Origin of the sequence: Sphingomonas sp. (genome assembly GCF_965200135.1) — a bacterium.
Lineage (GTDB): Bacteria > Pseudomonadota > Alphaproteobacteria > Sphingomonadales > Sphingomonadaceae > Sphingomonas.
In genome coordinates, this window is record NZ_CBDATK010000002.1 from 53,587 (window position 1) to 78,811 (window position 25,225).

27 protein-coding genes and 1 tRNA gene are annotated in these 25,225 nt (G+C 67.5%); 14 read left to right on the plus strand and 14 right to left on the minus strand.

Translation table 11 applies throughout. The annotated features are described in order from the left end of the window. Entirely contained in the window at positions 1 to 1,599 is a 1,599-nt protein-coding gene (gene murJ / locus ACOFKS_RS00735) for a murein biosynthesis integral membrane protein MurJ (RefSeq protein ID WP_419807334.1), read from the minus strand. A gap of 57 nt (positions 1,600 to 1,656) precedes the next feature. After that, positions 1,657 to 2,172 (minus strand): protein-export chaperone SecB, encoded by a 516-nt coding sequence (secB, locus tag ACOFKS_RS00740; RefSeq protein ID WP_419807335.1) that lies wholly within the window; start codon positions 2,170 to 2,172, stop codon positions 1,657 to 1,659. Positions 2,173 to 2,316: 144 nt separating this feature from the next. Between secB and ACOFKS_RS00745 the strand changes: the two genes are divergently transcribed. From ACOFKS_RS00745 to ACOFKS_RS00755, 3 genes are read left to right on the plus strand one after another with little or no spacing between them, the layout of a single operon-like run. After that, entirely contained in the window at positions 2,317 to 2,967 is a 651-nt protein-coding gene (locus tag ACOFKS_RS00745) for a Tim44/TimA family putative adaptor protein (RefSeq protein WP_419807336.1), read from the plus strand. A gap of 2 nt (positions 2,968 to 2,969) precedes the next feature. Then, positions 2,970 to 4,277 (plus strand): murein transglycosylase A, encoded by a 1,308-nt coding sequence (locus tag ACOFKS_RS00750; protein ID WP_419807528.1) that lies wholly within the window; start codon positions 2,970 to 2,972, stop codon positions 4,275 to 4,277. A gap of 25 nt (positions 4,278 to 4,302) precedes the next feature. Continuing rightward, complete coding sequence (locus ACOFKS_RS00755; RefSeq protein ID WP_419807529.1) at positions 4,303 to 4,827, plus strand: Smr/MutS family protein; 525 nt, start codon at positions 4,303 to 4,305, stop codon at positions 4,825 to 4,827. 59 nt (positions 4,828 to 4,886) lie between these two features. On the opposite strand, the gene ACOFKS_RS00760 is transcribed toward ACOFKS_RS00755, so the two are convergent. From ACOFKS_RS00760 to ACOFKS_RS00815, 12 genes are all read right to left on the minus strand, one after another. Continuing rightward, positions 4,887 to 5,009: a hypothetical protein gene (locus ACOFKS_RS00760; protein ID WP_419807337.1), complete on the minus strand. Its 123-nt coding sequence runs from the start codon at positions 5,007 to 5,009 to the stop codon at positions 4,887 to 4,889. A 252-nt stretch (positions 5,010 to 5,261) separates the two neighbouring features. Beyond that, complete coding sequence (dapE, locus tag ACOFKS_RS00765) at positions 5,262 to 6,383, minus strand: succinyl-diaminopimelate desuccinylase (RefSeq protein WP_419807338.1); 1,122 nt, start codon at positions 6,381 to 6,383, stop codon at positions 5,262 to 5,264. Continuing rightward, positions 6,380 to 7,048, minus strand: a complete 669-nt coding sequence (locus ACOFKS_RS00770; RefSeq protein ID WP_419807339.1) for a glutathione S-transferase — start codon at positions 7,046 to 7,048, stop codon at positions 6,380 to 6,382. Before ACOFKS_RS00770 ends, dapE begins: the two co-directional genes overlap by 4 nt. Before the next feature lie 41 nt (positions 7,049 to 7,089). Further along, positions 7,090 to 7,440, minus strand: a complete 351-nt coding sequence (locus tag ACOFKS_RS00775) for an STY0301 family protein (RefSeq protein ID WP_419807340.1) — start codon at positions 7,438 to 7,440, stop codon at positions 7,090 to 7,092. Further along, on the minus strand, positions 7,427 to 7,864 hold the full coding sequence (locus ACOFKS_RS00780) for a BPSL0067 family protein (RefSeq protein ID WP_419807341.1): 438 nt from the start codon (positions 7,862 to 7,864) through the stop codon (positions 7,427 to 7,429). Before ACOFKS_RS00780 ends, ACOFKS_RS00775 begins: the two co-directional genes overlap by 14 nt. A 48-nt stretch (positions 7,865 to 7,912) precedes the next feature. Continuing rightward, positions 7,913 to 9,250: a M28 family peptidase gene (locus ACOFKS_RS00785; protein WP_419807342.1), complete on the minus strand. Its 1,338-nt coding sequence runs from the start codon at positions 9,248 to 9,250 to the stop codon at positions 7,913 to 7,915. A 16-nt stretch (positions 9,251 to 9,266) separates the two neighbouring features. Continuing rightward, positions 9,267 to 9,923: a ribosome biogenesis GTP-binding protein YihA/YsxC gene (yihA, locus tag ACOFKS_RS00790; RefSeq protein ID WP_419807343.1), complete on the minus strand. Its 657-nt coding sequence runs from the start codon at positions 9,921 to 9,923 to the stop codon at positions 9,267 to 9,269. Then, the gene (gene yidC, locus ACOFKS_RS00795) at positions 9,920 to 11,611 is read right to left on the minus strand and encodes a membrane protein insertase YidC (RefSeq protein WP_419807344.1); all 1,692 of its coding nucleotides are present in this window, start codon (positions 11,609 to 11,611) and stop codon (positions 9,920 to 9,922) included. The genes yihA and yidC overlap by 4 nt, the downstream gene beginning before the upstream one ends. 31 nt (positions 11,612 to 11,642) lie before the next feature. Beyond that, positions 11,643 to 11,855 (minus strand): membrane protein insertion efficiency factor YidD, encoded by a 213-nt coding sequence (gene yidD / locus ACOFKS_RS00800; protein WP_419807345.1) that lies wholly within the window; start codon positions 11,853 to 11,855, stop codon positions 11,643 to 11,645. A 22-nt stretch (positions 11,856 to 11,877) separates the two neighbouring features. Continuing rightward, positions 11,878 to 12,204: a ribonuclease P protein component gene (gene rnpA, locus ACOFKS_RS00805; RefSeq protein WP_419807530.1), complete on the minus strand. Its 327-nt coding sequence runs from the start codon at positions 12,202 to 12,204 to the stop codon at positions 11,878 to 11,880. Between the two features lie 20 nt (positions 12,205 to 12,224). Further along, positions 12,225 to 12,359 (minus strand): 50S ribosomal protein L34, encoded by a 135-nt coding sequence (gene rpmH / locus ACOFKS_RS00810; protein ID WP_028056723.1) that lies wholly within the window; start codon positions 12,357 to 12,359, stop codon positions 12,225 to 12,227. A gap of 84 nt (positions 12,360 to 12,443) precedes the next feature. Next, positions 12,444 to 12,716, minus strand: coding sequence for a hypothetical protein (locus tag ACOFKS_RS00815; RefSeq protein ID WP_419807346.1), 273 nt, complete (start codon positions 12,714 to 12,716; stop codon positions 12,444 to 12,446). A 128-nt stretch (positions 12,717 to 12,844) separates the two neighbouring features. On the opposite strand from ACOFKS_RS00815, the gene ACOFKS_RS00820 reads away from it, so the two are divergent. The 11 genes from ACOFKS_RS00820 to ACOFKS_RS00870 all read left to right on the plus strand — a co-directional run bounded on the left by ACOFKS_RS00820 (position 12,845) and on the right by ACOFKS_RS00870 (position 25,172). Continuing rightward, the gene (locus ACOFKS_RS00820) at positions 12,845 to 14,353 is read left to right on the plus strand and encodes a YifB family Mg chelatase-like AAA ATPase (RefSeq protein WP_419807347.1); all 1,509 of its coding nucleotides are present in this window, start codon (positions 12,845 to 12,847) and stop codon (positions 14,351 to 14,353) included. 94 nt (positions 14,354 to 14,447) lie between these two features. Next, entirely contained in the window at positions 14,448 to 14,996 is a 549-nt protein-coding gene (locus tag ACOFKS_RS00825; RefSeq protein WP_419807348.1) for a DUF805 domain-containing protein, read from the plus strand. A 45-nt stretch (positions 14,997 to 15,041) separates the two neighbouring features. Next, positions 15,042 to 15,126: transfer RNA gene (locus ACOFKS_RS00830), tRNA-Leu, on the plus strand. Positions 15,127 to 15,489: 363 nt separating this feature from the next. After that, the gene (locus ACOFKS_RS00835; protein WP_419807349.1) at positions 15,490 to 17,529 is read left to right on the plus strand and encodes a hypothetical protein; all 2,040 of its coding nucleotides are present in this window, start codon (positions 15,490 to 15,492) and stop codon (positions 17,527 to 17,529) included. A gap of 141 nt (positions 17,530 to 17,670) precedes the next feature. Beyond that, entirely contained in the window at positions 17,671 to 18,279 is a 609-nt protein-coding gene (locus tag ACOFKS_RS00840) for a YybH family protein (RefSeq protein WP_419807350.1), read from the plus strand. A 31-nt stretch (positions 18,280 to 18,310) separates the two neighbouring features. Then, positions 18,311 to 19,726, plus strand: coding sequence for a peptide MFS transporter (locus ACOFKS_RS00845; RefSeq protein WP_419807351.1), 1,416 nt, complete (start codon positions 18,311 to 18,313; stop codon positions 19,724 to 19,726). After that, positions 19,723 to 21,045, plus strand: coding sequence for an APC family permease (locus tag ACOFKS_RS00850; RefSeq protein ID WP_419807352.1), 1,323 nt, complete (start codon positions 19,723 to 19,725; stop codon positions 21,043 to 21,045). Before ACOFKS_RS00845 ends, ACOFKS_RS00850 begins: the two co-directional genes overlap by 4 nt. After that, positions 20,997 to 21,890, plus strand: a complete 894-nt coding sequence (locus tag ACOFKS_RS00855) for a hypothetical protein (RefSeq protein WP_419807353.1) — start codon at positions 20,997 to 20,999, stop codon at positions 21,888 to 21,890. Before ACOFKS_RS00850 ends, ACOFKS_RS00855 begins: the two co-directional genes overlap by 49 nt. Beyond that, positions 21,887 to 22,609 carry a hypothetical protein gene (locus ACOFKS_RS00860; protein ID WP_419807354.1) on the plus strand — a complete coding sequence of 241 codons (723 nt, stop codon included), beginning with the start codon at positions 21,887 to 21,889 and terminating at the stop codon, positions 22,607 to 22,609. Before ACOFKS_RS00855 ends, ACOFKS_RS00860 begins: the two co-directional genes overlap by 4 nt. A 60-nt stretch (positions 22,610 to 22,669) precedes the next feature. Then, complete coding sequence (locus tag ACOFKS_RS00865) at positions 22,670 to 23,896, plus strand: dicarboxylate/amino acid:cation symporter (protein WP_419807355.1); 1,227 nt, start codon at positions 22,670 to 22,672, stop codon at positions 23,894 to 23,896. Continuing rightward, positions 23,886 to 25,172 (plus strand): MFS transporter, encoded by a 1,287-nt coding sequence (locus tag ACOFKS_RS00870; RefSeq protein ID WP_419807356.1) that lies wholly within the window; start codon positions 23,886 to 23,888, stop codon positions 25,170 to 25,172. The genes ACOFKS_RS00865 and ACOFKS_RS00870 overlap by 11 nt, the downstream gene beginning before the upstream one ends. Positions 25,173 to 25,225 lie beyond the last annotated feature (53 nt).

Here is a 25,225-nt window from a genome sequence, read left to right on the forward strand (position 1 = left end):
TCATCGCGAACTCGCCCTGCGGTTGAGGAGGCTCCGGATGTCGGCGATGCGGAACGCACCGGTCGCGAAGCAGGCGAGGCCGTAGACCAGCACGCCCGATCCGACCAGCAGCGACAGCGCCGCCGCGCGCACTGGAAAGGAGCCGAGCAGATACGGCTCGAACAGCGGCTTCACCAGCAGCAGCGCCGCACCCATCAGCAGCGCCGCGATCGCCAGGCGTGGCACCTTGCGCCGCAATTGCGCGTCGATCGTGAAATGCCCCCGCCGCGCGAGCACGATATAGAGGCTGGCGACGTTGACCGTCGACGCCAGCGCGGTGGCGAGCGGCGGCCCGACCTGCCCGACGCCCCACCGCCCCAGCAACGGGATCAGCGCGACGTTGCCGACGAGGTTCAGCGCCACCGACCACAGCGCCAGTCGCACCGGCGTGCGCGTATCGGCGCGCGCGTAGAAGCCGGGCGTCAGCACCTTGACCAGCACGTAACTAGGCAGACCGATCGAAAAGGCGGCGAGCGCCAGCGCGGCGCGGCGCGAGTCCGCGCTGGTGAACTGGCCGTGCTGGAACAGCCCGCGCACGATCGGCTCGGCGGCGAAAACGAAGGCGGCGGTGGCGGGCAGCGTCAGGAACAGCGCCAGCTCCAGCCCGCGGTTCTGCGTCTCCATCGCCTCCGCCTCGCGCCCCTCGCTCAGCAGCCGTGACACGACGGGGAGCAGGATGGTGCCGAGGCCGATCCCGATCATCCCGAGCGGCAGCTGGTTCAGGCGGTCGGCGTAATAGATCGCGGAGATCGACCCGGCGGACAGCAGCCCACCGGCGAGCGCGGTGGAGATGGCGAGGTTGATCTGCGCCGCGCCGGCCCCGGCGGCGGCGGGGACGATCAGCGACAGCAGCCGCTTGATGTCGGCATCGAGGCGCGGCATCCGCAACTTCAGGTTCACGCCTGCCTGCCGACACGCCCAGAACAGCCACACCAGCTGCAAGACCCCACCGACCGTGACCGCGATCGATTGCGTCCGCGCCGTCGCATACGGGTCCGGCCCGTGGAAGAAGAGCAGCATCCCCACCATCGCGACGTTCAGCAGGATCGGCGCGGCGGCGTTGACCCAGAAGCGGTTGAGCGAGTTGAGGATGCCGCCGAGCAGCGAGACCAGCGAGATCAGCGACAGGTACGGGATGGTCCAGCGCGACAGCGACACCGCAAAATCGAACTGCGCGGGCGTGGGGTGCTGCCGCTCGAACCCCCCCGACAGCGCCCAGGTCAGCGGATAGGCCGCGATCAGCATGGCGACGGTGAACAGCACCAGCACCGGGAATAGTACCGACAGCGCGCGCTCGGCGAAATCGACCCCGGCGGCCATGCCCGCGTCCGGCCCGCCATCGGCCACCTTGCGGTTGAACATCGGGATGAACGCGGCCGAAAACGCGCCTTCCGCGAACAGCGAGCGGAACATGTTGGGCAGCCGGAACGCGACGAAGAAGGCGTCGGAGGCAAAGCCCGCGCCGATATAGCTCGCCGACAGCGTGTCGCGGACGAGCGCCAGCGCGCGGCTGGCGAGCGTTAGGCCACCGACGGAGCCGAGCGCGCGCGCGAGGTTCAAGGAAAAATGCTCACAGGCTCGTCTATCAGCTCCTCCCCGGAACGGGGAGGATTGCCGCTACGACGTCCCCATCGTGCCGGCCTGAGCCTGCTCCTGCGCCTGCTGCTGTTGCAGGAAGAGCTGGCCGAAATCGATCGGCTCCAGCAGCAGCGGCGGAAAGCCGCCGTCGCGCACCGCGTCCGCCAGCACCCGCCGGGCGAAGGGGAACAGCAGGCGGGGCGCCTCGCCCAGCAGGAAGGGCTGGATCTGCTCGGCGGGAACGTTGCGGAACCCGAACAGCCCGGCATAGGTCAGCTCGACCACGAACGCGGCTTCGCCCTGCACCTCGGCGCGCGCCTCGATCTTCAGCGACACCTCGTGGACGTCCTCGCCGACCTGGCCCGCGCCGATGTTGAACTGGACGTCGATCGCCGGCGGCTCCTGCGACTGAAAGATCTTGGGCGCGTTCGGGTTCTCGAAGGACAGGTCCTTGACGTACTGAGAGATCATCCCCGCCGACGGCGCGGTGTCGGCACCGTTCGCGAGCGGCTGGCCGAACGGCTGGTCGCCGGGCATCTGGCCTTCGTCTGCCATGGGATCATCGGTCCTTCGTGCAAGGGGCTGCGGGCGCGTCGAAACGAGCCGCTACCCGGAAAGCGCCGCCGCTAGCAGGGGGGCGGGCAGGTTTCAACGGCCGGCGCTTTGAAACCGCGCGCGCTTCGCCTATATCGGCCTTGTATGACCTTCTTCATCGTGATCCTCGCCATGGTCGCCGGCTTCACGGCGCTCCGGCTCTATAGCGTGCTCGGCAAGCGCACGGGGCACGAGCAGCGCCCGCTGGCGCGCGCCGCCGACGATCGGTCGCTGCCGCTGACGCTGCCGCGCGCGGTCGAGTCCACGCCGGAGCCGCGCGACGCGGCGCCGCGTCCGATCGAGCCCAAGGCCGAGCAGGGGCTGCGCGCGATCGTCGCCGGCGAGCCGAGCTTCGACGTGTCGCGCTTCCTGGAGGGATCGCAGGCCGCGTATCGGATGACGCTGGAGGCGTTCTGGCGCGGTGACGAGGCCGCGGTGAGCGAGCTTTGCACGACGGAAGTGCGCGACGCGTTCGCCGCCGCGATCGCTGCGCGCGCCGAGGCGGGCGAGACGCTGGAAAATCGCCTGGTCCGGATCGACCGCGCGGCGATCGTCGAGACGCAGGTATCGGGGCGCGAGGCGCGGATCACCGTCGCGTTCGACGCCGACATCGCCGCCGTCACCCGCAACGCGCAGGGAGAGGTGGTCGCCGGAACGCTGACCGATGCGGTCGAGATCCACGACGTCTGGACCTTCGCGCGGACGCTGAAGAGCAGTGATCCGAACTGGAAGCTCGCCGACACCGACGAAGCGTGACGATGGCGATGATGCGCGGCATCCTTGCCGCCGTTGCGGCGCTGGCTCTCGCAGCGTGCGGCGGCAGGGTGGTGCCACCGCCCGCCACTTTTGTCGCACCGCCGCCTACGCCGCGCGTGGCCTATCCCTTGCCGGGACCGCGCGTTCCGGTCCCGGTCGCGCGCATCGTTCCCGCCATTCCGCTCGCCGCGATCCCGGCGACGACGCCGCCCGGCGCGACGACGGCCGCCGGCGCCGGGCTGGTCGCCGGACCGTCGATCGCGACGCTGCCGATCACCGAGGCACAGGCGAGCGGCGCGCGCGACGCCTTCCGCCTCTCCTGTCCGGGCCTGATGCGCCGCACCGACGCTACCGGGCTGACGCGCGGCGAGGACTGGCGCCCGGCCTGCACGGCAGCGGGGCAGGGCGGCCCGGCGCTCGCGTTTATCCAGGGCTCGTTCGAGGCGGTGCAGGTCGGCGACGGCAAGGCGTTCGCGACCGGCTATTACATCCCGGAGATCGCCGGCTCGCGCGACCGGCGGCCCGGTTACGAAACGCCGATCTACGCCCGGCCGAGCGACCTGATCGACGTCGATCTCGGGCAATTCTCCGCCGACCTGAAGGGCAAGAAGATCAGGGGTCGCGTCGATGGTCGCAACTTCGAGCCCTATTTCGACCGCACCGCGATCGAGGGCGGCGCGCTGGCCGATCGGGCACGGGTGCTCGCCTGGGCGGCGGACCCCGTCGCGCTGTTCTTCCTCCAGATCCAGGGGTCGGGCAATCTGCGCCTCCCCGACGGATCGCTGATGCGGATCGGCTACGACACGCAGAACGGCCGCGACTACACCGGCATCGGCTCGCTGCTGCGTCAGCGCAACATCCTGCCGCCGGGCGGCGCGTCGATGCAGGGCATCGTCGGCTGGCTCCACGACAACCCGATCGAGGGCGCGGCGCTGATGCGCGAGAACCGGAGCTACGTGTTCTTCCGCGAGCTGTCGGGCGGGGCGCTCGGCGCGATGGGCTACCCGGTGATCGGCGGCGTCAGCGCGGCGGTCGACGTCAAGTTCGTGCCGCTCGGCGCGCCGGTGCTGTTGTCGATGGACCGGCAGGATGCCTCCGCTTTGTGGGTGGCACAGGACACCGGCGGCGCGATCAAGGGCGCGAACCGCTTCGACACCTTCTGGGGCGCCGGCCCGGCGGCGGAGGCGACGGCGGGCGGCATGTCGGCACACGGCACCGCGTGGCTGCTGCTGCCGGTCGGCACACTGGATCGCCTGAACGGCGCGCGGGTGCAGGGGGCGGCCGGTGGCGCACCGACGCCTCAACGCTGACGAGGCGCACGCCTGGGCCAAGGTAATGGCCAGCGTGCGGCCGTTGCGGGGGGTGGTGCCGACGGCCCTCCCTCAGCCCCCCTTACCCTCGCCCTCCCCCGCCTTCGGCACTCCGGCTGATTCGCATCGAGAGAAGGCATCGCAGCCGCCGAAGGGCGAGGGTGACAGGCTCAAAGCGGTCGCGCAGCGGACCGCGAACACGCTCGACGGCTCGTGGGACCGCCGCCTTTCGCGCGGCCTGGCCCAGCCCGATTCATCGCTGGACCTCCACGGCCACACCCTCCATTCCGCTCATTCGCTGCTCGATCAGGGTCTGGAGCGCGCCACGGCACGCGGTGACCGCGTCCTCCTGCTGGTCACGGGCAAGCCGCCGCGCCCCGAAAGCGAACGCCCCCACGCCCGCGGCGCGATCCGCGCGGCGATCGCCGACTGGCTCGCCAGCAGCCGCTTCGCCGACCGCATCGCCGCGGTCAGGAACGCGCATCCGAGGCATGGTGGGGCGGGAGCGCTGTATATCGTATTGCGGCGTTCCCCGTCAGCCCGGTGTTGACCGGGAGCCTCGCTCCCATGACTTTCGATGAACAGCGGGGCCGCAGCTCAAGGCCGGCCTCACTGGACGGTGACGCCCAACGCGGCAGGCGGCATGTCGAGAATGTCCGCGAGCGCTTCTCGCAAGGTCGCGAACCAGCCGCAGTCCTGCCCCATGTGCGGCACCACGTCCCGTGCCCACATCAGTCCCCAAGGCGTCCGTGGCCGAAACCCTGCTCGCAGTATATGACACCACCACCACGGCCACCCTGCTCAGCGGCCACGCGCCAACAGGGATACGTCTTATCCGATGCGCCATAGTCCCAAGCGCACCGCATCAACAGAGGCTCTGCGAGGAGCGCAGCCGCTTTGACCCTTTTCGCTTCGTCGGCGATAGACGCCAACTCTGCGGCTACAAGAAGTTCGATTTCTTCAAGCGTAATCGCCATGCCCGGCTTAGCCGCCACGACTCGCTCGCCGCAACACCGCCGCATAGATCGCCGCCAGCGCCCGCACGTCCTCGACCGCCACCGCCTCGTCGACCATGTGCATCGTCGCGTTGAGCAGGCCCAGCTCGATCACCGGGCACACCGCGACCAGGAAACGGGCGTCGGACGTGCCGCCGCTGGTCGACAGCTCGGGGGCGTGGCCGGTGACCTCTTCCACCGCCGCGCTCAGCATGTCGGACAGCGGCCCCGGCGAGGTCAGGAAGGCTTCGCCGGCGATGCGGTGGGTCACGATCGCGTCGGGCGCGTGTTCCTTCACGATCGCGGTCAGTCGTTCGACCAGCGCCGGCCCGCGATGCAGGTCGTTGAACCGCACCGACAGCCGCCCCTTCGCGCGCGCCGGGATGACGTTCGAGGTCGGGTTGCCGACCTCAAGATCGGTGAACTCGATGTTCGACGCCTGGAACCAGTCGGTGCCGCCGTCCAGCACCAGCACGTCGATCGCCGCCAGCGCGCGGACCAGCTTGGGCACCGGATTGTCGGCGAGGTGCGGATAGGCGACGTGGCCCTGCCGCCCCGGCACGTCGATCCACAGATAGGCCGAGCCGCGCCGCCCGATCTTCACCGTATCGCCCAGTCTCGCCACCGAGGTCGGCTCGCCGACTAGGCACATCGCGGGCTGCACGCCACGTTCGCGCATCCGGTCGATCAGCGCGCGGGTGCCGTACAGCGCCGGCCCTTCCTCGTCGCCGGTGATGACGAGCGCGCACGCTGCGTCGGGCACCGCCGCCGCCGCCGCGACGAAGGCCGCGACGCCGCCCTTCATGTCCGCTGCGCCGCGCCCGTACAGCATCCCGCCGCGGATCTCGCCGTCCCACGGCGTGCCGGTCCAGCCCTCGCCCGGCGGCACCACGTCGAGATGGCCGGCAAAGGCGAACAGCGGTCCGCTGCCCTGGCGCACCGCGAGCATGTTCTCGACCGGGCCTCTGGGCGCCTCGCCCGACATGAACCGGTCGATCGCGAACCCGAGCGGCACCAGCGCCGTCTCCAGCACATCGAATACCGCGCCCTTGGCCGGCGTCACGCTGTCGCACGCGATCAGCGCCTGCAACAGCTTGACGGGATCGATCATGCCTGCGCCGGCTGTTCGTACTGCTCGATCACCCACTCCTCTTCCTGCGCCTCCGCGATCCACTGCTGCATCCACGGATGCGTGATGATCGCCTGGCAGTACCCGGCGGCGAAACGCGGCACCGGCAGCTGATAGGTGAGCAGCCGCGTCACCACGGGCGCGAACATGATGTCGACCGCGCCGAAGTCGCCGAACAGGAACTCGCCGCCGCCCCCGAACCGCGCGCGCGCCTGCGCCCATAGCTGCATAATTCGTTGCAGGTCGGCGAACACATCGTCGTCGGGGCGCTTGGCCTCGAAGATCTGGCGGACGTTCATCGAATGCTTGCGACGCAGCGCCGCGAAGCTGGAATGCATCTCCGCCGCCATCGACCGCGCCATCGCGCGCGCAGCATCGTCGGCGGGCCAGAAGCGGTCGCGCCCGACCCGGTCGGCCAGGAACTCTACGATCGCCAGCGAGTCCCACACCACGACGTCGTCGCCGTCCCACAGCACCGGCACCTTGCCCGCCGATGGCGCGAACTCGTCGCCCTCGCGCCGCCGATCCCAGTCGGCGTCGTACAGCGGCACGACCACCTCCTCGAACGGCAACCCCGACTGTTTGCATGCCAGCCAGCCGCGTAGCGACCAGGAGGAATAGGCCTTGTTGCCGATGATAAGCTTCATGGCCCCGCCGCTACGCGAGGCGGCGGGAGCGGGCAATCCCGTCAGCGGCAGGCCAACGCCTTTGCGGGGCGACCGTCGCTGTAGCGGCAAGTCCGCACAGCCCGCGACACCCGGATGGTCACCTTTGGGCGGCTCGCATACTCGCAGCTCAGGTAAATCTGCCGCCCGGCGGCATAGGTGGTCCGCACATCCCAGGTCGAGACTTCGGTGCCACGCATCGTGCGCGCGGAATCCGGCACCAGGATCGCGTTTTCCTCGACCGGCCCGTCATAGACGTCGCCCCCGGTCATCCGCACCCCGCCGGACGCGACGGGGCAGGACGTCGGCGCGGCGGCGCGGTGGGGGGTGCCGCTCATCAGGGCGACGAACAGCAGCGCGCTAGTCGACCACATAAAAGCCGTCCCCGTCGTTCGAGATGCCGGTGCCGGCCCAGCGGATCAGGCGCGGGCCGATCGGCTTGCCCTTGCCGGTGATCCACTGATCCCACACGTTGATACCCGCGACCGTCTGGCTCTCGTAAATCGCGGCGTGGCCGTAATAATGGCCGTCGGCGTTGAAGGTCGCGATCGCGGTGCCGGCGACCAGATCAGTGGCGCCGCGGACCTGGCGACCCTTCTTCCAGTCGGCGGTCCTGACCGGGATGGTGGTGCAGACCCGCGTCACATAGGACACGCATTGCCCGCAGAAGTCGGCATAGCCGCGCTTGTCGACCGGCGGCTTCTCCGCATACGGACCAAGCGACGAAACGCGGGTGCAGACCCAGTCGTTCTCCGGCGCGTCCGTGTTGGTCTTGTAGTTGTTGGCGACGTAGGACAAGCGCGACCTCCTGTTTTCACTCGTCATAATGGCCCGGCGACCGCCACGCTACCGCTCGCGGGGTTGGCCGTTCGCTTTCCACGCGGGCGCGATCGTGCCGTTCGCCATCGACCGGACCGGCGCCACCAGCGACCCGACCGCGCGGGTCATATAGTCGAAGTCGAGCGCGGCGATCGTGTCCTGCGGCGTGTGATAGCTCGGCGGCACCGACCAGCCCGCCAGCGTGTGCGCGACCACCCCCGCCAGCGCTAGCGAGTAATTGTCCGATCGCTCGAAGAAATGCTGATCGGGATACGGGTCGGCGGCGACCAGCGCGCCGTGCGTTTTCAGGATGCCGAACAGCGTCGACCGCTCCGCCCCCGTCATCATCAGCGCGCCGCGCGGCAGCCTCGGGTCCTGCGCGCCGACCATCTCGAACTCCAGATTGGCGGCGATGCGGTTCAGCGGCACCGGCGGGTGCGCCGCGAACCAGGTCGAACCGAAACCGCCGATCTCCTCCGCACCATAGGCCACGAACAGGATGCCGCGCTTCATCCGTTTGCCGCCCGCGAGCACGCGCGCCAGCTCCAGCACCGCGCTGGTTCCCGCCGCGTCGTCGTTGGCGCCGTGCATGACGGTGCCGTCCGCCTCGACGCCGAGATGATCGAGATGCGCGGTCAGCAACAGCAGCGGCAGGGTGGCGTCGGTGCCGGGCAGATAGCCGACCGCGTTGGTGGTCGCCGTCCGCTCCTCGGCATAGGGCACGAACAGGTCGACGCGGCTCCCGGCCTTGAGCTGGGCGACTGTCGCCGCGGGCAGGGTGGCGAAGGTGACGGAGGGGCGCGCGGCGTTCGTCTCCAGCCGGATCGGCAGCGACAGCGTCCCCCCGTTGCCGGTCGCCATCCGCCGCGTCGCATCGCTCTCCGCCAGGATCACCAGCTTCGCGCCCGCGAGGCGCAGCGCCCGGCCGGCGCGCATCGCCTGCTCGACCGGCCCGGTGAATACCACCACCTCCGGATGTGCGGGCAGCTTGGTCGCGTCGGCGACCACCGTCACCGTGCCGCCGACCCCGCCGCCGTCGGCGCGCATCACCGTCAGCCCCGTGACGACCGTGCCGTCCACCGTCAGCGTCGGCGTGCCGGTCGCGCGACGCCGGATGATGGGGGCGGTCTGGACATAGCTGGCCCAGCCCGGTGCCTTGGCCAGCCCGAACGCGGCGAACTGCGCGGCGACATATTCGGCGGCGATGGCCTCGTCGCGCGTCGCGCTGCCGCGCCCGGCGAGCGTGTCGCCGGCCAGGAACTGCTCATGCGCGCGCAGCCAGCGCTCGCTGACGACGGGATCGCGCGCCAGCGCGGGCGTGGCGAGCGCGATGGCAGCGAGCAGCACACCGATCCGGAACGTCATGGTCTTCTTCCCCCGATTACCCGATCGCGTCGAGCACCGCCGCGCGCAGCTCGGGAATACCCAGCCCGCCCTCGCTCGACGTCGCGATGATGTCCGGATGCGCGGCGGGGCGCTTGCGCGCTTCGTCCGCCGTGCGTTGCGTGACGTCGGCGAGCTCGCTCGCCTTGATCTTGTCCGCCTTGGTCAGCACCAGCCGATAGCCGACCGCCGCCCCGTCCAGCATCGCCATGATCTCGCGATCGACATCCTTGATGCCATGCCGCGCGTCGACCAGCACCAGCGTCCGCTTCAGCTCCTGCCGCCCGCGCAGATAGTCGTTGATGAGGAACCGCCAGCGCCGGACCACCTCCGGCGGCGCCTTGGCGAAGCCATAGCCGGGCATGTCGACCAGCCGCAGCACCGGGCCGCCGTTTGCCGGATTGCCGACGTCGAAAAAATTGAGCTCCTGCGTTCGTCCCGGCGTGTTCGACGTCCGCGCCAGCGCGTTGCGCCCGGTCAGCGCGTTGAGCAGCGACGACTTGCCGACGTTGGACCGCCCCGCGAACGCCACCTCCGGCGCCACCGGATCGGGCAGGAACTGCAACGTCGGCGCCGACTTCAGGAAGGTGATCGGTCCCGCGAACAGCTTGCGCGCCGTTTCCAGTGCCGCGTCGTCGTCCCGTGCATCGCTCACTTGGCCGGAGCCTCCTTGAGCTGAGGATGCCTCGCGTAGAGCAGCTTCTGCTGGCCGATCGAGATCAGGTTCGACGCCACGTAATACAGCTGCAATCCGGCCGCGAGCGGGGCGAAGAAGAACATCATCACCCATGGCATGATCCCCATCACCTGCTGCGTCGCGGGATCGGGCGCGGAAGGGTTCATCCGGAACTGCAGCCACATCGTGACGCCGAGCAGGATCGCGAGCACGCCCAGATGCAGGAACCCCGGCGGCGAGAAGGGCAGCAGCCCGAACAGGTTGATCGGCGTCAGCGGATCGGGCGCGGACAGGTCCTTGATCCACGCCACGAACGGCTGGTGGCGCATCTCGATCGTCAGCGACAGCACCTTATAGAGCGCATAGAAGATCGGGATCTGGAGCAGCGTCGGCAGACAGCCGGCGAGCGGGTTTGCGCCCTCCTGTTTGTACAGCGCCATGACCTCCTTCTGCATCCGCTCCTTGTCGTCCTTGAAGCGCTCCTGCACCGCCTTCATCTTCGGCTGCATCACGCGCATCTTCGCCATCGACGCGAACTGGCGCTGCGCGATCGGGAACATCAGCGCGCGGATGGTGATCGTCAGCAGGATGATGGCGACGCCGAAGTTGCCGACCAGCCGGAACAGCCAGTCGAGATAGTAGAAGATCGGCTTTTCGACGACCCGGAACCAGCCCCAGTCGATCGCATAGTCCAGCCGCGGCACGCCGGCGTCGGCATAGCGATCGAGCAGCCGCGTCTCCTTGGCGCCGGCGAACAGGCGCGTCGTGGTGGTCAGCGCCTGACCGGGGGGCAGCGCGCGCGACGGCAGCGCGAAGTCGGCCTGATACGTGCTGTTCGATCCCGCGCGGAACTGGCCGTCGAACGGCTGGCCGTTGGCGGGGATCAGCGCGGTCAGCCAGTATTTGTCGCTGAACCCCAGCCACCCGCCGGTGGTCGAAAAGCGCGGCTCGCCCTTCTTGTCGTCCAGCTTGGCGAAGCTCAGCGAATAGTCCGCCGCGCCGCCATGGACCGACATCGGGCCGGTATGCTGCTGCCAGCTGGTCGGGTCCTTGGAGTGCCCCGATCGGTTGACGAAGCCATAGGGCGTGACCTGCACCGGCGCGGCGCCCGCGTTGGCGACGGTCTGCTTGATTGTGAACAGATAGTCGCCGTCGATCGCGATCTCGATGCGAAAACGCTGCCCGGTGGCGTTGGTCGCCTCCAGCGTCACGGGCGTGCCGGGCGACAGCACCGTCCCGCTCGCGCGCCACACGGCGTCGGCGGCGGGGCCACCCTGCCAGCCGAGCTGCGTGAAATACGCCTCGGGCGCGCCAGCGGGGGAGAAGAGGCGGATCGGCTGCGAGTCGCCGGCGACCGTTTCGCGGTGCCGCTTGAGCACCAGATCGTCGATCCGCGCGCCCTTCAGGTTGATCGAGCCCGACAGCGCGGGCGTGTCGATCCGCACCCGCGGCGTCTCCGCCAGCACCTGCGCGCGCGTTCGCGTCGCGGCGGGGCTGTCGGCGGTCGGATCGGCGGCGGGGTTCGCCACCGGCCTCGACTTGCCGTCGACCACCACCGTCGCGGGCGGATTGGCGGGCAGGAAATAGCGCGCGCCCACCTGCCATCCGATCAGGATGACCGCCGCGATCACCGCGAACAGGATGAAGTTGCGACGTTCTTCGGTCACAGATGACGCCTTGCGGAATGGGGAGGGAAGGTCAGGGCACGGGGTCCGGGCCGAACGACCCGAAAGGGTGGCAACGCGCGATCCGCTTCGTCGCCAGCCAACCACCCTTCACCGCCCCATAGCGACGAAGCGCGGTGATCGCATAGGCCGAACAGCTCGGCTGGAACCGGCAGGACGGCGGCAGGATTGCGGAGGGCCCGCGCTGCCAGCCCCGCACGAGGAGGATGAGAAAGCGCGTCAGCACGTTTCGTCCGACGGGGTGCGGTTCAACGCGCCACCTTCCGCAACGCCTTGCCAAGCTCGGTCCGGAGCGATCCGAAGTCCCGCTCCACCCCGCCGGCCCGCCCGATCAGCACATGGTCCGCGCCGCGCACGCCGCCCGTCGGCAGCAGTTCCGCCGCCAGCGCCCGGAACCGGCGCTTCATCCGGTTGCGGACGACCGCGTTGCCGATCTTTTTCGTGACGGTGTAGCCGACCCGCATCGCCGCCGACCCGTCATCGCGATGGCGTACCAGCAGGACAAAGCCCGGCATCGGGGCACGCCGCCCACTGTTCGCCGCGAGGAAGTCCTTGCGGCGGGTAAGCGTCGCGATCCCGTGGTCCGCGTCGGAGGTTAGGCCGACAGCTTCTTGCGGCCGCGCGCCCGGCGTGCCCGGATCACCGCCCGGCCGCCGACCGTCGCCATCCGCGCCCGGAACCCGTGCCGGCGCGCGCGCACCAGGTTGCTCGGCTGAAAGGTCCGCTTCATCGCTCATTCCCGCTTCAAAATGCAAAAGGGCCGCCACGCGGACGGCCTCAACGCCGTATCGCATAAGCGAGGGGGGTGCCGAAGTCAACGCGAGCGCTCTTGCCGCAGCGCCCGCCGCCGCTGCTCGCTGCCGCGCCGCAGCCCGCGATCCGCGAGTGCCCCCAGCTTGGGCCAGCGCTTCTTGGTCCGCGCGAACTGCCGCCGCGCCGCCCGCGAATTGCGGAGCACCAACACCAGGCCGCCGGCGAACACGAACATCCCGCCCGGCCCCGGAATCGCGCCGACGATCGGCGAAACGATGATGAGCAGCACACCCAGCGCCAGTTGCAGGGGTCGCGAGGCGGGCAAGCGGAACATGCGCGTCATCTGGGGCAGGTGTGTTACGGATGCAAGGCGGGCCGCATCTGCCCGTCCCGTCGGCGGAACGGATAAGGCGCTTCCCCACCTCCCAAAACCCGGTAAGACCGCGCCCAAAGGGGGAACACATGGCCGCGATCGTATCGACCGTCGCGTATCTCGGACTGGAGGCACGCGGGGTCGAGGTGCAGGTGCAGCTCATTCCCGGCCTGCCCGCGTTCAACGTCGTCGGGCTCGGCGACAAGGCGGTCGGCGAGAGCCGCGAGCGCGTGCGCGGTGCGATCGCCGCGATGGGGCTGGCGCTGCCGCCCAAGCGCATCGCGGTCAATCTCAGCCCCGCCGATCTGCCCAAGGAAGGGTCGCATTTCGATCTGCCGATCGCGCTGGCGCTGCTCGCCGCGATGGGGATAGTCGATGCGGAGGCGCTGGCGGACTATGTCGTCGTCGGCGAGCTCGGCCTGGACGCGCGGATCGCGCCGTCGCCCGGCGTGCTGCTCGCCGCGCTGCATGCGTCGGCGGAGGGCAAGGGGCTGATCTGCCCCGCCGCGCAGGGCGCCGAGGCCGCCTGGGCCGGGACGGTCGAGGTCGTGGCACCGCCCGACCTGCTGTCGCTGCTCAACCATCTCAAGGGGCAAGGGCTGCTCGGTTCGCCCGAGCCTGGCGAAGCGGAACCGCGCGTCCACGGCCCCGACCTCAAACAGGTCAAGGGACAGGAGACCGCCAAGCGCGCGCTGGAGATCGCCGCGTGCGGTGGCCACAATCTACTGATGGTCGGCCCGCCGGGCGCGGGCAAGTCGCTGATGGCGTCGTGCCTGCCCGGCATCCTGCCGCCGCTCGACGCCTCGGAGGCGCTGGAGGTCAGCATGGTCCAGTCGGTCGCGGGCACGCTGACCGGCGGACGGCTGACGCGGACGCGGCCGTTTCGCTCGCCGCACCATTCCGCCTCGATGGCGGCGCTGACCGGCGGCGGGCTCAAGGTGAAGCCCGGCGAGGTCAGCATGGCGCATCTGGGCGTCCTGTTCCTGGACGAGTTGCCCGAGTTCAACCGCGCCGTGCTCGATTCGCTGCGCCAGCCGCTGGAGACCGGCACCGTCTCCGTCGCGCGCGCCAACGCCCACGTTACCTTTCCGGCGCGGGTGCAGCTGATCGCGGCGATGAACCCGTGCCGCTGCGGCCATCTGGGCGACGCGGGCCTCGCCTGCGCGCGCGCGCCGAAATGCGCGGCCGACTACCAGACCAAGGTGTCCGGCCCGCTGCTCGACCGCATCGACCTGCATGTCGAGGTGCAGGCGGTCAGCGCCGCCGACCTCGTCCTCCCGCCGCCGGCCGAGGGCTCGGCGGAGGTCGCCGCGCGTGTCGCCGCCGTCCGTGCGGTGCAGCGCGACCGCTACCGCGACGACGCCGTCCGCACCAACGCGGAGGCCGAAGGCGACCTGCTCGAACGGGTCGCCACGCCCGACGAGCCGGGCCGCAAGCTGCTGGCGCAGGCGGCGGAGGCGATGCGGCTGTCCGCGCGCGGCTACACTCGCATCCTCCGCGTCTCGCGCACCATCGCCGACATGGCGGGCAGCGAGGGCGTCGGTCGCCTGCATGTGGCGGAGGCGCTCAGCTATCGGCGTCAGGCACCCAGAGCTTGATGGTGGCTTGATCGACGGCGGCTTGTCCGGCACCATCGACAGGACGCGCGGGGGCAGGGGCCCGTCCGGCGCAGAGACGAACAGGGGAATATCGATGGAATGGATGTTGATGCCGCTGAAGCGGTACGCGCAGTTCTCGGGCCGCTCGCGGCGGCAGGAGTTCTGGATGTTCTTCCTCCTGCAATTCCTCATCTATTTCGCGCTGACGATCATCGCCTTCGTCATCGGCGCCGGGGCTGCGGGCATGTCTTCGGCAGGCAGCACGCCGGGGTCGGCGGGGCTGGTCGGCATGTTCGCCGCGCTGGGCATCTTCTTTCTGGTCTATCTGGTCATCGCGTTCGGGTTGCTGATCCCGAACATCGCCGTGGCGGTGCGCCGCCTGCACGACACCAACCGGTCGGGGCTGTGGTTGCTGCTGATGATCGTGCCGTACGTGCTCGGCTACATCCTCGCCTTCATGGGCGCAGCGAGCCAGAGCACGGCGATCGCCGGGCTCGGCGGGATCATCACGCTGGTCGGCCTGATCGGTGCGATCGTGCTGCTCGTCTTCTACTGCCTGCCGGGCACCGTTGGCCCGAACCAATATGGTCCGGACCCGAAGGGCGCGGATCTCGGTGCGGTGAACGTGCCGCCGACCTATTGAACCTTGCCGGGACGGGCGCGCTGCGATAGCGCGCCCGCTCGCCGTGCGGGCGTGGTGGAATTGGTAGACGCGCCGGACTCAAAATCCGGTTCCGCAAGGAGTGTGGGTTCGATTCCCACCGCCCGCACCATCTCAATAACGACGGCTATTGGGCCGGCAGCGGACAGGCGGCTTTTGGTCGCCAAAGGCGCGAAACCGGACGTTAGCGATATCGGCGTTTCGAACGGCCGCAACTGAACCAAATGCGGACGGTCAGCTTTTGGCGGCCAAGGTCTGAGAGCCGCCGTTAGCAGTGACAATTTGAAGCTCTTTTTGGAGCGCGCAGCTCTCCTAACAGCCTGTGAGATATCAGCGCGAAAAGCCTGGGCCATGTCTTACCTCATCCTGTCAACTTCCCCGTGACTTACCTATAAGCAGCGATCGAGGGGGAATCAGGGTGAACACAAGTGCGGGGGTACTCCCGACAACATCTGATCCCACATTGCGAGCTTCCTTGTTTGGCGTCTTCACGCTGGCGACGTCGGCGGGTGTCGGGATCACCATCTCCAATCGGCGCGCGCGTGCTTTACTCGCGATGCTCTGCCTGGCGCCCGGCGAAACGCTGGAGCGCGATTTTGTCAGCAAGCTGCTGTGGCCCGGCCGGTTCCAGGCGCAAGCGCGCGCAAGCCTGCGCCAGTGCCTACTAACCATCGACAAGTCGCTCGGCCCGATAGCGGGCGGAGTGCTCGATTTGTCGCACGGCCGGATCGCGATTGACGGTCGCCGAGTTCAAACCGATCTCGGTTACCTTGAGGCGGCACTGGCCGATGGCCGGATAGGCGACGCCTGTGGCGCGCTTGGCGGTATCGGCAACAAGGAACTACTCGACCAGATCGACTTTGGCGACCCGTTCGCGGAATGGCTGAGCGCTCAGCGCCGGTATGCAGAGAGTCGGCTCCAGCTCGCGGTCGATCGCGCCCTGGCGGAACTCGAGCGGACCGCAGACGTGGCAGGCGAACAAGAGCTCCGCGACGCCTGGCATGCCTGCGACAGAGCGCTGCCGCTGCAACGCGGGCGCAAGACGCGCATCGCCGTGCTCCCGTTCGAACAGCACGACACGATCGGAGGGGCGCTGTTCCTTGCCGAAGGCGTCGTCGACGAATTGAGCTTCCGCATAGGCAGCATTCCGGCAGTGGCGGTCGTAGGTCGGACCTCGGTCACCAGCGTTGCGAATAGCGGACGCACGCTTCCCGAAATGGCGGTCGCGCTGGATGTTTCGCACTTGATCGAAGGTACGGTGCATCGCTCCTCTGACGGAATCGTGGTCCACGTCCGCCTGATCGACGGGCCGTCAGGCGCCGACATCTGGTCCGACCGCTATGATGGCACCGTTGCCGACGTGATCGGGTCGCGGCAAATCATCGGCAGTCATTTCATTGCCGGACTGTGCGCGGCGCTGGGCACCGACGACAAATTCGCGCCGGAACGCAAGATGACCGCCAACCGCGATGCCTATGCGCTATACCTGCAGGGCCGTGACATCAGCTTGCGCGCTGTCGGCGACGGCATGATTGCCAAGGGTATCGAGCTGCTCGAACAGGCGGTTGAGATCGATCCGGATTTTGCGGAGTGCTGGGCCGCGCTCGCCGAGGCACATCTGTATATCGCAGGCTTCACGCCAACCCTCGATCGCGTCGAACGGGCTGGCTACATGGCCGATTGCGCTCGAAAAGCGATCGCGCTTGATCCGGAGCAGGGTCACGCACTGGCGATGCTCGGGGTCTACGAGTTCGTCAATCGCAACCCCGTGGCCGCACTGGATTACGGATATGAAGCGTATCGCCTTGCGCCGAACGACATCAACGTGGCGCTGCGTCTCGGCACTTTCCTGTTGAACCTGGGTCTGGCACGTACGGCGTTGCCGTACATAGAAACGGTGGTCGAGCGCGATCCGGTGCATGGCCGGAACTATGCCGCATTGTGTGCGGCGCACCTCTGCCTTGGCAACTTCGATCAGGCAATTGCAGCCGGTCAGCGGATGGCGGATCTGGGTTTTCCGGCGCCCTGGCTCGCGGTCGCCTATGCCAGTAACGGCGAGCACGGGCGTGCGGTGGAAACGTACTGGAACTTGCGCACGCTGCTTGGCACGATGATCACGCGCCCGCCTGGCATGCCGCCGATCGACGATGCCGCCCGCGATGCGTATTTCGATCTCGCTGCGCGCGGCATATGCAGCGGCGATCCTGACGCGCGCGCCGCTTATTGCGGGATGATCGACATGCTGCACCAGACAATGCCGGACCCCTACGACAACTCTGTCGCCTTCCCGGCGATTTGGATGGGGCATGCCGAGTTGGTGATGAAGATTTATGGCGAGCAGACCAGCCTGGCCAACATATTCGGGTTGATGACGCTCTGGGTGGATGTTGATCCCATTCGGCGGACACGCCTGCATCCTGATTTCATGGGCTTTGCCGACAGGGTCGGCTATGTGACTGCCTGGGAAAAATATGGCTGGCCCGACGCGCTGAGGCCCGCTCCGGTTACGAAATAACGCTTTTTTGACGGTCCAGCTGATTGACCGTTTGGCCGGTGCTCCGGCACCTAAGCGCTCACGGAATTAGCGGAAAACACGAAGCTCAATGGTCGGTCGAGGACGCCCTCCCGCCGCCATTGGCGAAGCCTTGTCTGCATGATGGCGGACGGGTTGGGAAACAATGGTGGCGCGATCCAATCCAGAAAATCGGGCGGCCGCTCGCTCATGAGTGGCAGCGTAAAGGGGGGAATGACGATGAAACTGATCGCACACATGTTGATGACGGGTGCAATGGGGATCGCGGTGCCAATCATGCTGCCCATTCCCGCCGTGGCGCAGACCGCCTCGCGCCTCGTCGCTGCCGATCCGGCTGCGACCGCGGTGGAGATCAAGTCGCTCGTCCGGGATCACATAGCAGCCTTCAATGCCCGCGACGCGATCGGCGCGACCAGCATGCAAACTTCCGATTACCTCGGCTTCTTCCATGGCGCGCCGAACACCATCGGGCACGACGCCGACTTGGCGGTCACAAAGGCGCAGGTCGCCGATCCGGCGATGAAGCTGGTCATCGCGAACGAGTATGTCGATGTTGCGATGGCGGGAGACATGGCGACGTGGCGCTGCACGTATCGCTATACCTACACCGATCCCGCGACCAAGCAGGTACGCGTCGAATTCGGGAACTACATCATCGGTTTCAGGCGCCAGCCCGACGGCAAGATGAAGGCGGCATGGAGCGTCGTGTCAGATACGCCGCCGACGCCTTGACGGTCCGATCTCGGCGACCGGACGACCAGCCGTGACTACCATCGCCGCCGCACCTCGCGACAACCCCGTCGCGGCCCCCAGCTTTGTGCCCGATGACCGCTCCCTCTTCGGTCATCCGATCGGACTGACCGTCTTGGCGGGCACCGAGCTGTGGGAGCGCTTCTCGTTCTACGGCATGCAGGCGCTGCTCATGCTGTACATGACGAAGTACCTGCTGCTGCCCGAGCACGCGCGCCATGTGCTTGGCCTGGCAGATTATCGCGCAGCGCTTTCCGCGGTGTTCGGTCCCATGACCGACCTAGCTTTCGCCGCGCAGACCTACGGCCTCTATTCCGGTCTGATCTACGCGACGCCCTTGAGTGGCGCGTGGCTCGGTGACCGCGTTCTCGGAAAGACGCGGACCGTCACAATTGGCACGCTGCTGATGGCGGTGGGGCATCTGGCGATGGCATCGGAGTTCTTCTTCCTTGCCGCGCTGCTGCTCCTCATCTTGGGCGCAGGTTGCGTCATCGGCAACATGGCGGCGCAGGTAGGCCAGCTCTATGCGCCGGATGATCACCGCCGCACCCGCGCCTTCGGGCTGTATTTGTTAGCGCTCAATATTGGTGCACTTACAGCACCGCTGATCGTCGGTACGCTAGGCGAGAAGGTGGGCTGGCACTCGGGCTTCGGCGCTGCCGGGTTCGGCATGCTGATCGGGCTTACCGTCTATCTGTCTGGTCGACGATATTTGCCGCCGGATGTCATCACACGCCGCGGCGAACATGCGCGACTCGATCGCCGCGATTGGCGCGTAATCGCCGCGCTGCTGGTTATGCTGCTCCCATATATTCTCGCCGGTGCCGCGCTGAACCAAGCTTACGGCATCATGTATGTCTGGGCCGACACCGCTGTCGATGGGCATATCCTGGGCTGGGAAATGCCAGTCACCTGGGTTGGCATTTTCGACGGGGCGATGACGATTGTAGGCGTTCTTGTCGCCAATGCCTATTGGAAGCGTTCGGCGGCGCGTGGTCGCGAGATGGGCGACCTTGCCAAAATCGGGGTGAGCTGCGCCGGCATCGCGCTTAGCTACCTCTATATCGGCGCGGTTGCGCTGCTCCCGGTTGTGCCAATCGCACTGTGGCTAGGCTTTTACGTCGTCATCGATCTAGCCACAGTGTGGCAAGAAGCGCCGCCTCAGGCAATTATCTCGCGCAGCGCACCGGTGTCGCTAAACGCGACGATGATGGCGGTTTTTAAACTTGCCAACACCTTCGCCTACTTCCTGCTTGGCTGGCTTGGGCGATTCTACGAGACGCTTGGGCCTGCGGTCTATTGGGCCTCAACTGCGCTGCTGCCGCTTGTTGGGCTAGCCATAATGCTGGTGTACAAAGGGCGGATTACGCGGGTGCTGGACAAGGGAGCGGCCGTCGCGTTGCCCCAAGAGAGCGCGCCGCGCCCATGAGCGACGCCCCCCATCTCGACCGCGTCGTCGGCGTCCCCGGCGTCGCCTTCGCCGCGTTCAACTGCATCGTCGGGGTCGGCATCTTCAGCCTGCCCGGACTGGTTGCGGGAGTGCTCGGCCCGGCCGCGATCATCGCCTACCTCGTCTGTGCTGTGCTGATCGCGCTGGTCGGCCTGTGCTTTGCCGAGGCGGGCAGCAGGGTCAAGGGCAGCGGCGGGCTATACGCCTATGCCGGCGCAGCGTTCGGCCCCGTCGTCGGCGGCGTCGTCGGAATGCTGCAATTGTTCGCCAATGCTATCGGCTCAGCGGCGGCGCTGGCACGCTTTTTCCTAGATACGCTGGCGGGAATTTGGCCGGCGCTTGGAAGCACCGGCGCCAGCATCGCACTACTGGTCGCAATCTACACCACGCTCGCGCTGGTCAATATCGCGGGCACGCGTGACGGCACGCGGCTGACCGTTGCGCTTGGCCTTCTCAAGCTGGCGCCGCTTCTGGCGATTGTCGCGTTCGGCGTGTTCGCCATCCATCCGGCCAATCTCGCCTGGCCCGCAACGCCATCCATCGGCCGGATCGGCGATGGGGCGCTGATCCTTGTGCTGGCATTCATCGGCGTCGAAACGGGGCTTGGCCTCAGCGGCGAGACGCGCGATCCGGCGCGCACGGTGCCGCGCGCGATCGCACTGGCGCTCGGCGTTGTCGCGGCGCTCTACATCGCGTTGCAATTGACCGCACAGGGCGTGCTGGGGGCCGCACTTGCCGGGTCGGCCGCGCCGCTGGCCGACGTCGCCGATGCGCTGTTCGGGGCGAAGGGCGCAAGCCTGTTGCTGCTTGCGACTTGTGTCTCGGTGGGCGGATACATGGTCGCCGACATGCTGTCGTCGCCGCGCAGCGCCTATGCGCTGGCCGAAGCCGGGCAATTCCCCCGGTCGGTAGCCTATATCCACCCGACCCGGCATACCCCGGTCGTCGCAATCGCGCTGTATGCGACGGCGGTCGTGCTGGTCGCGGCCACGGGGTCTTTCAAGCAGATCGCGGTGCTGGCCGTCGCCGGCACGCTCGTGATGTACCTGATCGTCTGCGTGGGCGTCCTACGCCTGCGCGCACGGGGCGTGGCAGAGGCGGGCGCACCATTCGTCGCCCCGGGCGGGATGCTGGTGCCGACTGCCGCAGCAGCGATGATCGTCTGGCTGCTCTCGACCCTCGCATGGCGCGAGCTGGCGGGAGGAGGACTGTTCATCGCGGTCACGGCGGCGATCTTCGCGGCGCACGAATGGGCGAAGCGCAACTCGGTCGTGGGACGAAAAGAGGGGTTGTCATGACCACTGCCGCCAAGGCGTCTCGCTTGCCCTATCGTCACGCCTGGCGCTGGTGCCTCGCGCTCATCGCGCTGACGATTGTCGCTTTCTGGCCGGGCTATCTGTCGCGGATCGGCGGCGAGAAAGTCACCTCCCATTTCCACGCGATCACCGCGACGGCGTGGATGCTGTTGCTCGCCGCGCAGAGCTGGTCGATCGATCGCGGCGAACGCACGCGGCATCGCAGCGTGGGCCTCGCGATTTTCGCGCTCGTCCCCTTGTTCTTCGTAGGCGGCGCGGGCGTCGAGCACAGCATGGCCGTCGCGACCGGATCGGGGCAGGACCCATTCTACAATATTTGGGGGCCATCGCTCGGCATTTATGATCTGGTCGCCTCGCTCGGCTTCGTTGCGTTGACGACGATGGCGCTGCGCGATCGGCGGCGCGTCGCGCGCCATGCCGCCTGGCTGCTCGCGACACCGCTCTTGCTGATCGGCCCCGTGCTGAGCCGGGTCTATCCGCGGCTCATACCGGGTCTGATCATGCACGGCCCTCAGGATTTCGGCTTGTTCCGATGGGGCATCCATCTTGGCGGGCTGACCGCTATCGCGATCGCGCTATGGCTTTGGTCGCGCCATCGCGTCGATGGAGGGCCCTGGCTTGCGGTCGTGGCGATCAACCTCGTGCAACTCATTCTGTTCGAAACGCTCGGCTTCTTCCCCGCATGGAAGATTGCCTTCGTTACGTTCGGGGGGATCGCGCTTGGATGGCACGCGATCGGCGCGGTGGCCGTCGCCGCCGCGGCACTGTGGTGGGGTTGGCAGGCTGGTCTGGTGAAACACGTCCAGCCGACGCGAGCGATCGTATGATCCAACAGGCACTGCCTGCACGTGGCAGCCGCTTCTTTGCGATCAGCGCGATGGCGATTGCCGCGCTCGTCGTTCTGAGCTTTCCGCTGACCTATTTTTTGCCGCTTCTTACTGGTCGCACAAGCTTCGCCCTGTTGGCTCACCTGCACGGCTTGACCTTCTTCGCCTGGACCGGGCTGTATGTCGTCCAGACGCAACTGGTGCGCCGTGGCAACATCCGGCTGCATCGCGAACTGGGAATCGCTGGCGTAGCGCTGGCCGGCGCGATGGTGCCGCTCGCCCTTTGGATGGCGGTCACCGCCGCCGCGGCTCGCGAGGCGAACGGCATTGCGCGGCCGTTCGAATTCTCGCTCTACAACGTGATCGACATCAGCATGTTCGCGGTCGCGTTCGGTTGGGCGGTGTACGAAGCGCAGCGCCGGATCGAATGGCACCGCCGCTTGATGTTTGTCGCACTGCTCAACCTGTTCGGCCCGGCCTTTGCACGCTGGATGCTGAAGCTGCCGTTGCCCTTTCCCTGGGTGGACATGTCGCCCAACCTGATAGCGGACGCCTTCTTGCTCGTGCTTGCTTGGCATGACCGGAAGTGGCTCGGCCGCGTCCATCCGGTCACGCTCGGCGCGGCGCTGATCCTGATTCCGTTCCACGCGGTTGAACCGCTGATCGCCCGTAGCGCCGCGTGGAATGCAATCGCGCCCACATTGCTGGGGTTCTGGTGAGATCGATATGAACGACGGACCAAGGGACCCCGCCGATACGCCCAATACCTGCCGTGGCTGGTGATCGGCAGCCTCGTGCTTGGCCTGACGATCGGCGCATCGCTCGGGTCGATACCGCCGTCCGCGCCGGTGGCGGCGCTGGTCGACGCCGCAGATGTCATTGGAACCATTTGGGTCAATGCCATCCGCATGACGGTGATCCCGCTGATTGTGCCCCTGCTGATCGGCGCGATCGCCGGGGCACGTAGTGGGCGAGATGCCGGAAGGCTTGGCATCGCCACGATCGGCGCGTTTGTTTTACTGGTCGCGGCCCTCGCTATCGCCGCCGCGCTCGCCGCCCCCTTGCTGGTAGCCGGCCTGCATATCGACGCGGCGCTGACGGCGGCGTTGCGCGCATCGGTCGCTCAAACCGTCCTGCCAACCGGCGACAGCAGCATCGGGGGATGGTTCAAGGCCTTGGTCCCGACTAATCCGGTAAAGGCGGCGGCCGACGGCACGATGCTGTCGATCATCGTGTTCGCAGGCGCATTCGGTTTTGCGGCGCTCGCCGCGCCAATCGAGGTTCGCCAGCGCGTCGTCACCTTCGCGCATAGCCTTAGCACGATCATGCTGATCATCGTGCAGGCGGTATTGCAGATTGCCCCGATCGGCATGTTCGCGCTGACGCTGGTCGTCGGCGCGCGCGTGGGCGGCGCCGTGTTCGCCGCGATGGGCTGGTTCATCGGCGTGCAGGTCGGGTTCGCGGTGGCCGTAATGCTCGCGATGCTGGCGCTCACCGTGCTACTCGGCAGGGTGCCGGTCGGCGCCGCGATACGCGGCGCGACACCGCCCGTGCTGATAGCGGCGGGCACGAGTTCGTCGCTGTCCGCGCTGCCGGCGATGATCGAGGGCGCACGGGATGTCTGGCGGTTGCCGGAGCGTGTTTACGGGTTCGTCCTGCCGCTGGCGGTGTCCACGTTCAAGCCGACCTCGGGCTATGCGTGGGTCATCAACGTCGTCTTTGTCGCGACGCTGTATGGCGTTCCGTTCGGGCCGGCGCAGTTGGCGCTCGCGGCCGGCTATTCCGCGCTGTTCAACGCGACGATCCCCGGCATTCCCGGCGGCGGCATGATCGCGATCACGCCGATGCTGCTCGCGCTCGGCCTTCCGGTCGAGGGGTTGGCTATCCTGATCGCTGTCAATCCGATCGTCGATCGCTTCACGACGATTGGCAATGTCGCCGCCGACATGGCGCTGACCGCGATCCTTGCCAAAACATCCTCCGGAGCACATTGCGATGTCGATTGAGCCAACCGCCCGTATCGCGGTCACACGCAGGCAGATACTGGGGGTCACGCTCGGTAATGCGCTCGAATTCTACGACTTTCTGGTCTTCGGCTTTTTCGCGGTGCAGATCGGGCAATGCTTTTACCCGGCAACCGATCCCAATTCCAGTCTGTTGCTGGCGCTCGCCACCTTCGGCGCGGGGTTCCTGACGCGGCCGGTGGGCGCGCTAGTGATCGGCGGGCTGGGCGATCGCATCGGACGGCGACCGATGATGCTCCTGTCGTTCGCGATGATCGGTCTGTCGACGCTGGGCGTCGCGGTCACGCCATCCTATGCCGCTATCGGACTGGTGGCACCGGTCATCGTCGTGCTGTGCCGGATGGTGCAGGGTTTCGCTCTGGGCGGCGAAGTCGGAACGAGCACCGCCTTCCTTGCCGAAATTGCCCCCGAGGCGTGGCGTGGGCGCTACATCTCGCTGCAATATGCCGGGCAAGGAGCTTCCGCCCTGCTGGCTGGGATAATCGGGGTCTGCCTTGCCATCGTAATGAGCGAGGCTGCACTAGGAAGTTGGGGCTGGCGTATCGCCATGGCGATCGGCGCGGCGACTGTTCCGGTCGGGCTGGCGCTTCGGCGGACGTTGCCGGAAACGCTCCATGCCGGAATAGCGGCGACCCCGATGCCCCCCGTCAGAAGCTATGGGCGCGTCGCCGTCTTTGCGTTTCTGACTATCGTCTCGTTCTCGATCACGAACTATGTTCTCAATTACATGACGACGTTCGCCAAGGTGACGCTTGGCCTGCCTTCGGGCGTCTCGCTAGGTGCAACGGTCGCCGTGGGGCTCGCCACCCTGACCGGCTCGCTGCTAGGTGGTGTCATGTCCGATCGTGACGGACGCCGACCATGGATGGTGTGGCCGATGATGGCCACCACAATTGGGGTCATGCCGGGCTTCTGGCTGTTGACGAGCTATCCGACGGCGCTGATGCTCTATGCGGTAACGTTTATCCTGCGCTTCGTTCTGGCCGTGGCGGCCACCGCAGCATTCATCGCAGTCGTAGAATCGCTGCCGATGCGCGTCCGGTCGGGCGCGCTGTCAGTGATCTATGCGCTGGCGTTGTCGGTTTTCGGCGGATCCACGCAGTTCGTCATCGCTTGGCTGACTGGCGTCACCGGCAATCCGTTGGCACCCGCGTGGTACATGTTCGTTGCCGCCCTGCTCGGCCTTGTCGCAATGGCGCTCGCCAGGGAAACCGCTCCGGCGAAGATGTCGCCTCAATCGCTTGCCGGGTGTTCGTAACGGCACCTGAACGCGGAATCGCGCGATGACAGCAATCGTGGCCAACGCATCGC

Coding starts and splice junctions, on each gene's coding strand:
- secB (WP_419807335.1), bottom strand. CDS start 2,172: ATGGCAGACGAAGGCCAGATGCCCGGCGACCAGCCGTTCGGCCAGCCG.
- ACOFKS_RS00745 (WP_419807336.1), top strand. CDS start 2,317: ATGACCTTCTTCATCGTGATCCTCGCCATGGTCGCCGGCTTCACGGCG.
- ACOFKS_RS00750 (WP_419807528.1), top strand. CDS start 2,970: ATGGCGATGATGCGCGGCATCCTTGCCGCCGTTGCGGCGCTGGCTCTC.
- ACOFKS_RS00755 (WP_419807529.1), top strand. CDS start 4,303: ATGGCCAGCGTGCGGCCGTTGCGGGGGGTGGTGCCGACGGCCCTCCCT.
- ACOFKS_RS00760 (WP_419807337.1), bottom strand. CDS start 5,009: ATGTGGGCACGGGACGTGGTGCCGCACATGGGGCAGGACTGCGGCTGG.
- dapE (WP_419807338.1), bottom strand. CDS start 6,383: ATGATCGATCCCGTCAAGCTGTTGCAGGCGCTGATCGCGTGCGACAGC.
- ACOFKS_RS00770 (WP_419807339.1), bottom strand. CDS start 7,048: ATGAAGCTTATCATCGGCAACAAGGCCTATTCCTCCTGGTCGCTACGC.
- ACOFKS_RS00775 (WP_419807340.1), bottom strand. CDS start 7,440: ATGTGGTCGACTAGCGCGCTGCTGTTCGTCGCCCTGATGAGCGGCACC.
- ACOFKS_RS00785 (WP_419807342.1), bottom strand. CDS start 9,250: ATGACGTTCCGGATCGGTGTGCTGCTCGCTGCCATCGCGCTCGCCACG.
- rpmH (WP_028056723.1), bottom strand. CDS start 12,359: ATGAAGCGGACCTTTCAGCCGAGCAACCTGGTGCGCGCGCGCCGGCAC.
- ACOFKS_RS00815 (WP_419807346.1), bottom strand. CDS start 12,716: ATGTTCCGCTTGCCCGCCTCGCGACCCCTGCAACTGGCGCTGGGTGTG.
- ACOFKS_RS00820 (WP_419807347.1), top strand. CDS start 12,845: ATGGCCGCGATCGTATCGACCGTCGCGTATCTCGGACTGGAGGCACGC.
- ACOFKS_RS00825 (WP_419807348.1), top strand. CDS start 14,448: ATGGAATGGATGTTGATGCCGCTGAAGCGGTACGCGCAGTTCTCGGGC.
- ACOFKS_RS00840 (WP_419807350.1), top strand. CDS start 17,671: ATGGCGGACGGGTTGGGAAACAATGGTGGCGCGATCCAATCCAGAAAA.
- ACOFKS_RS00850 (WP_419807352.1), top strand. CDS start 19,723: ATGAGCGACGCCCCCCATCTCGACCGCGTCGTCGGCGTCCCCGGCGTC.
- ACOFKS_RS00855 (WP_419807353.1), top strand. CDS start 20,997: ATGGGCGAAGCGCAACTCGGTCGTGGGACGAAAAGAGGGGTTGTCATG.
- ACOFKS_RS00860 (WP_419807354.1), top strand. CDS start 21,887: ATGATCCAACAGGCACTGCCTGCACGTGGCAGCCGCTTCTTTGCGATC.
- ACOFKS_RS00870 (WP_419807356.1), top strand. CDS start 23,886: ATGTCGATTGAGCCAACCGCCCGTATCGCGGTCACACGCAGGCAGATA.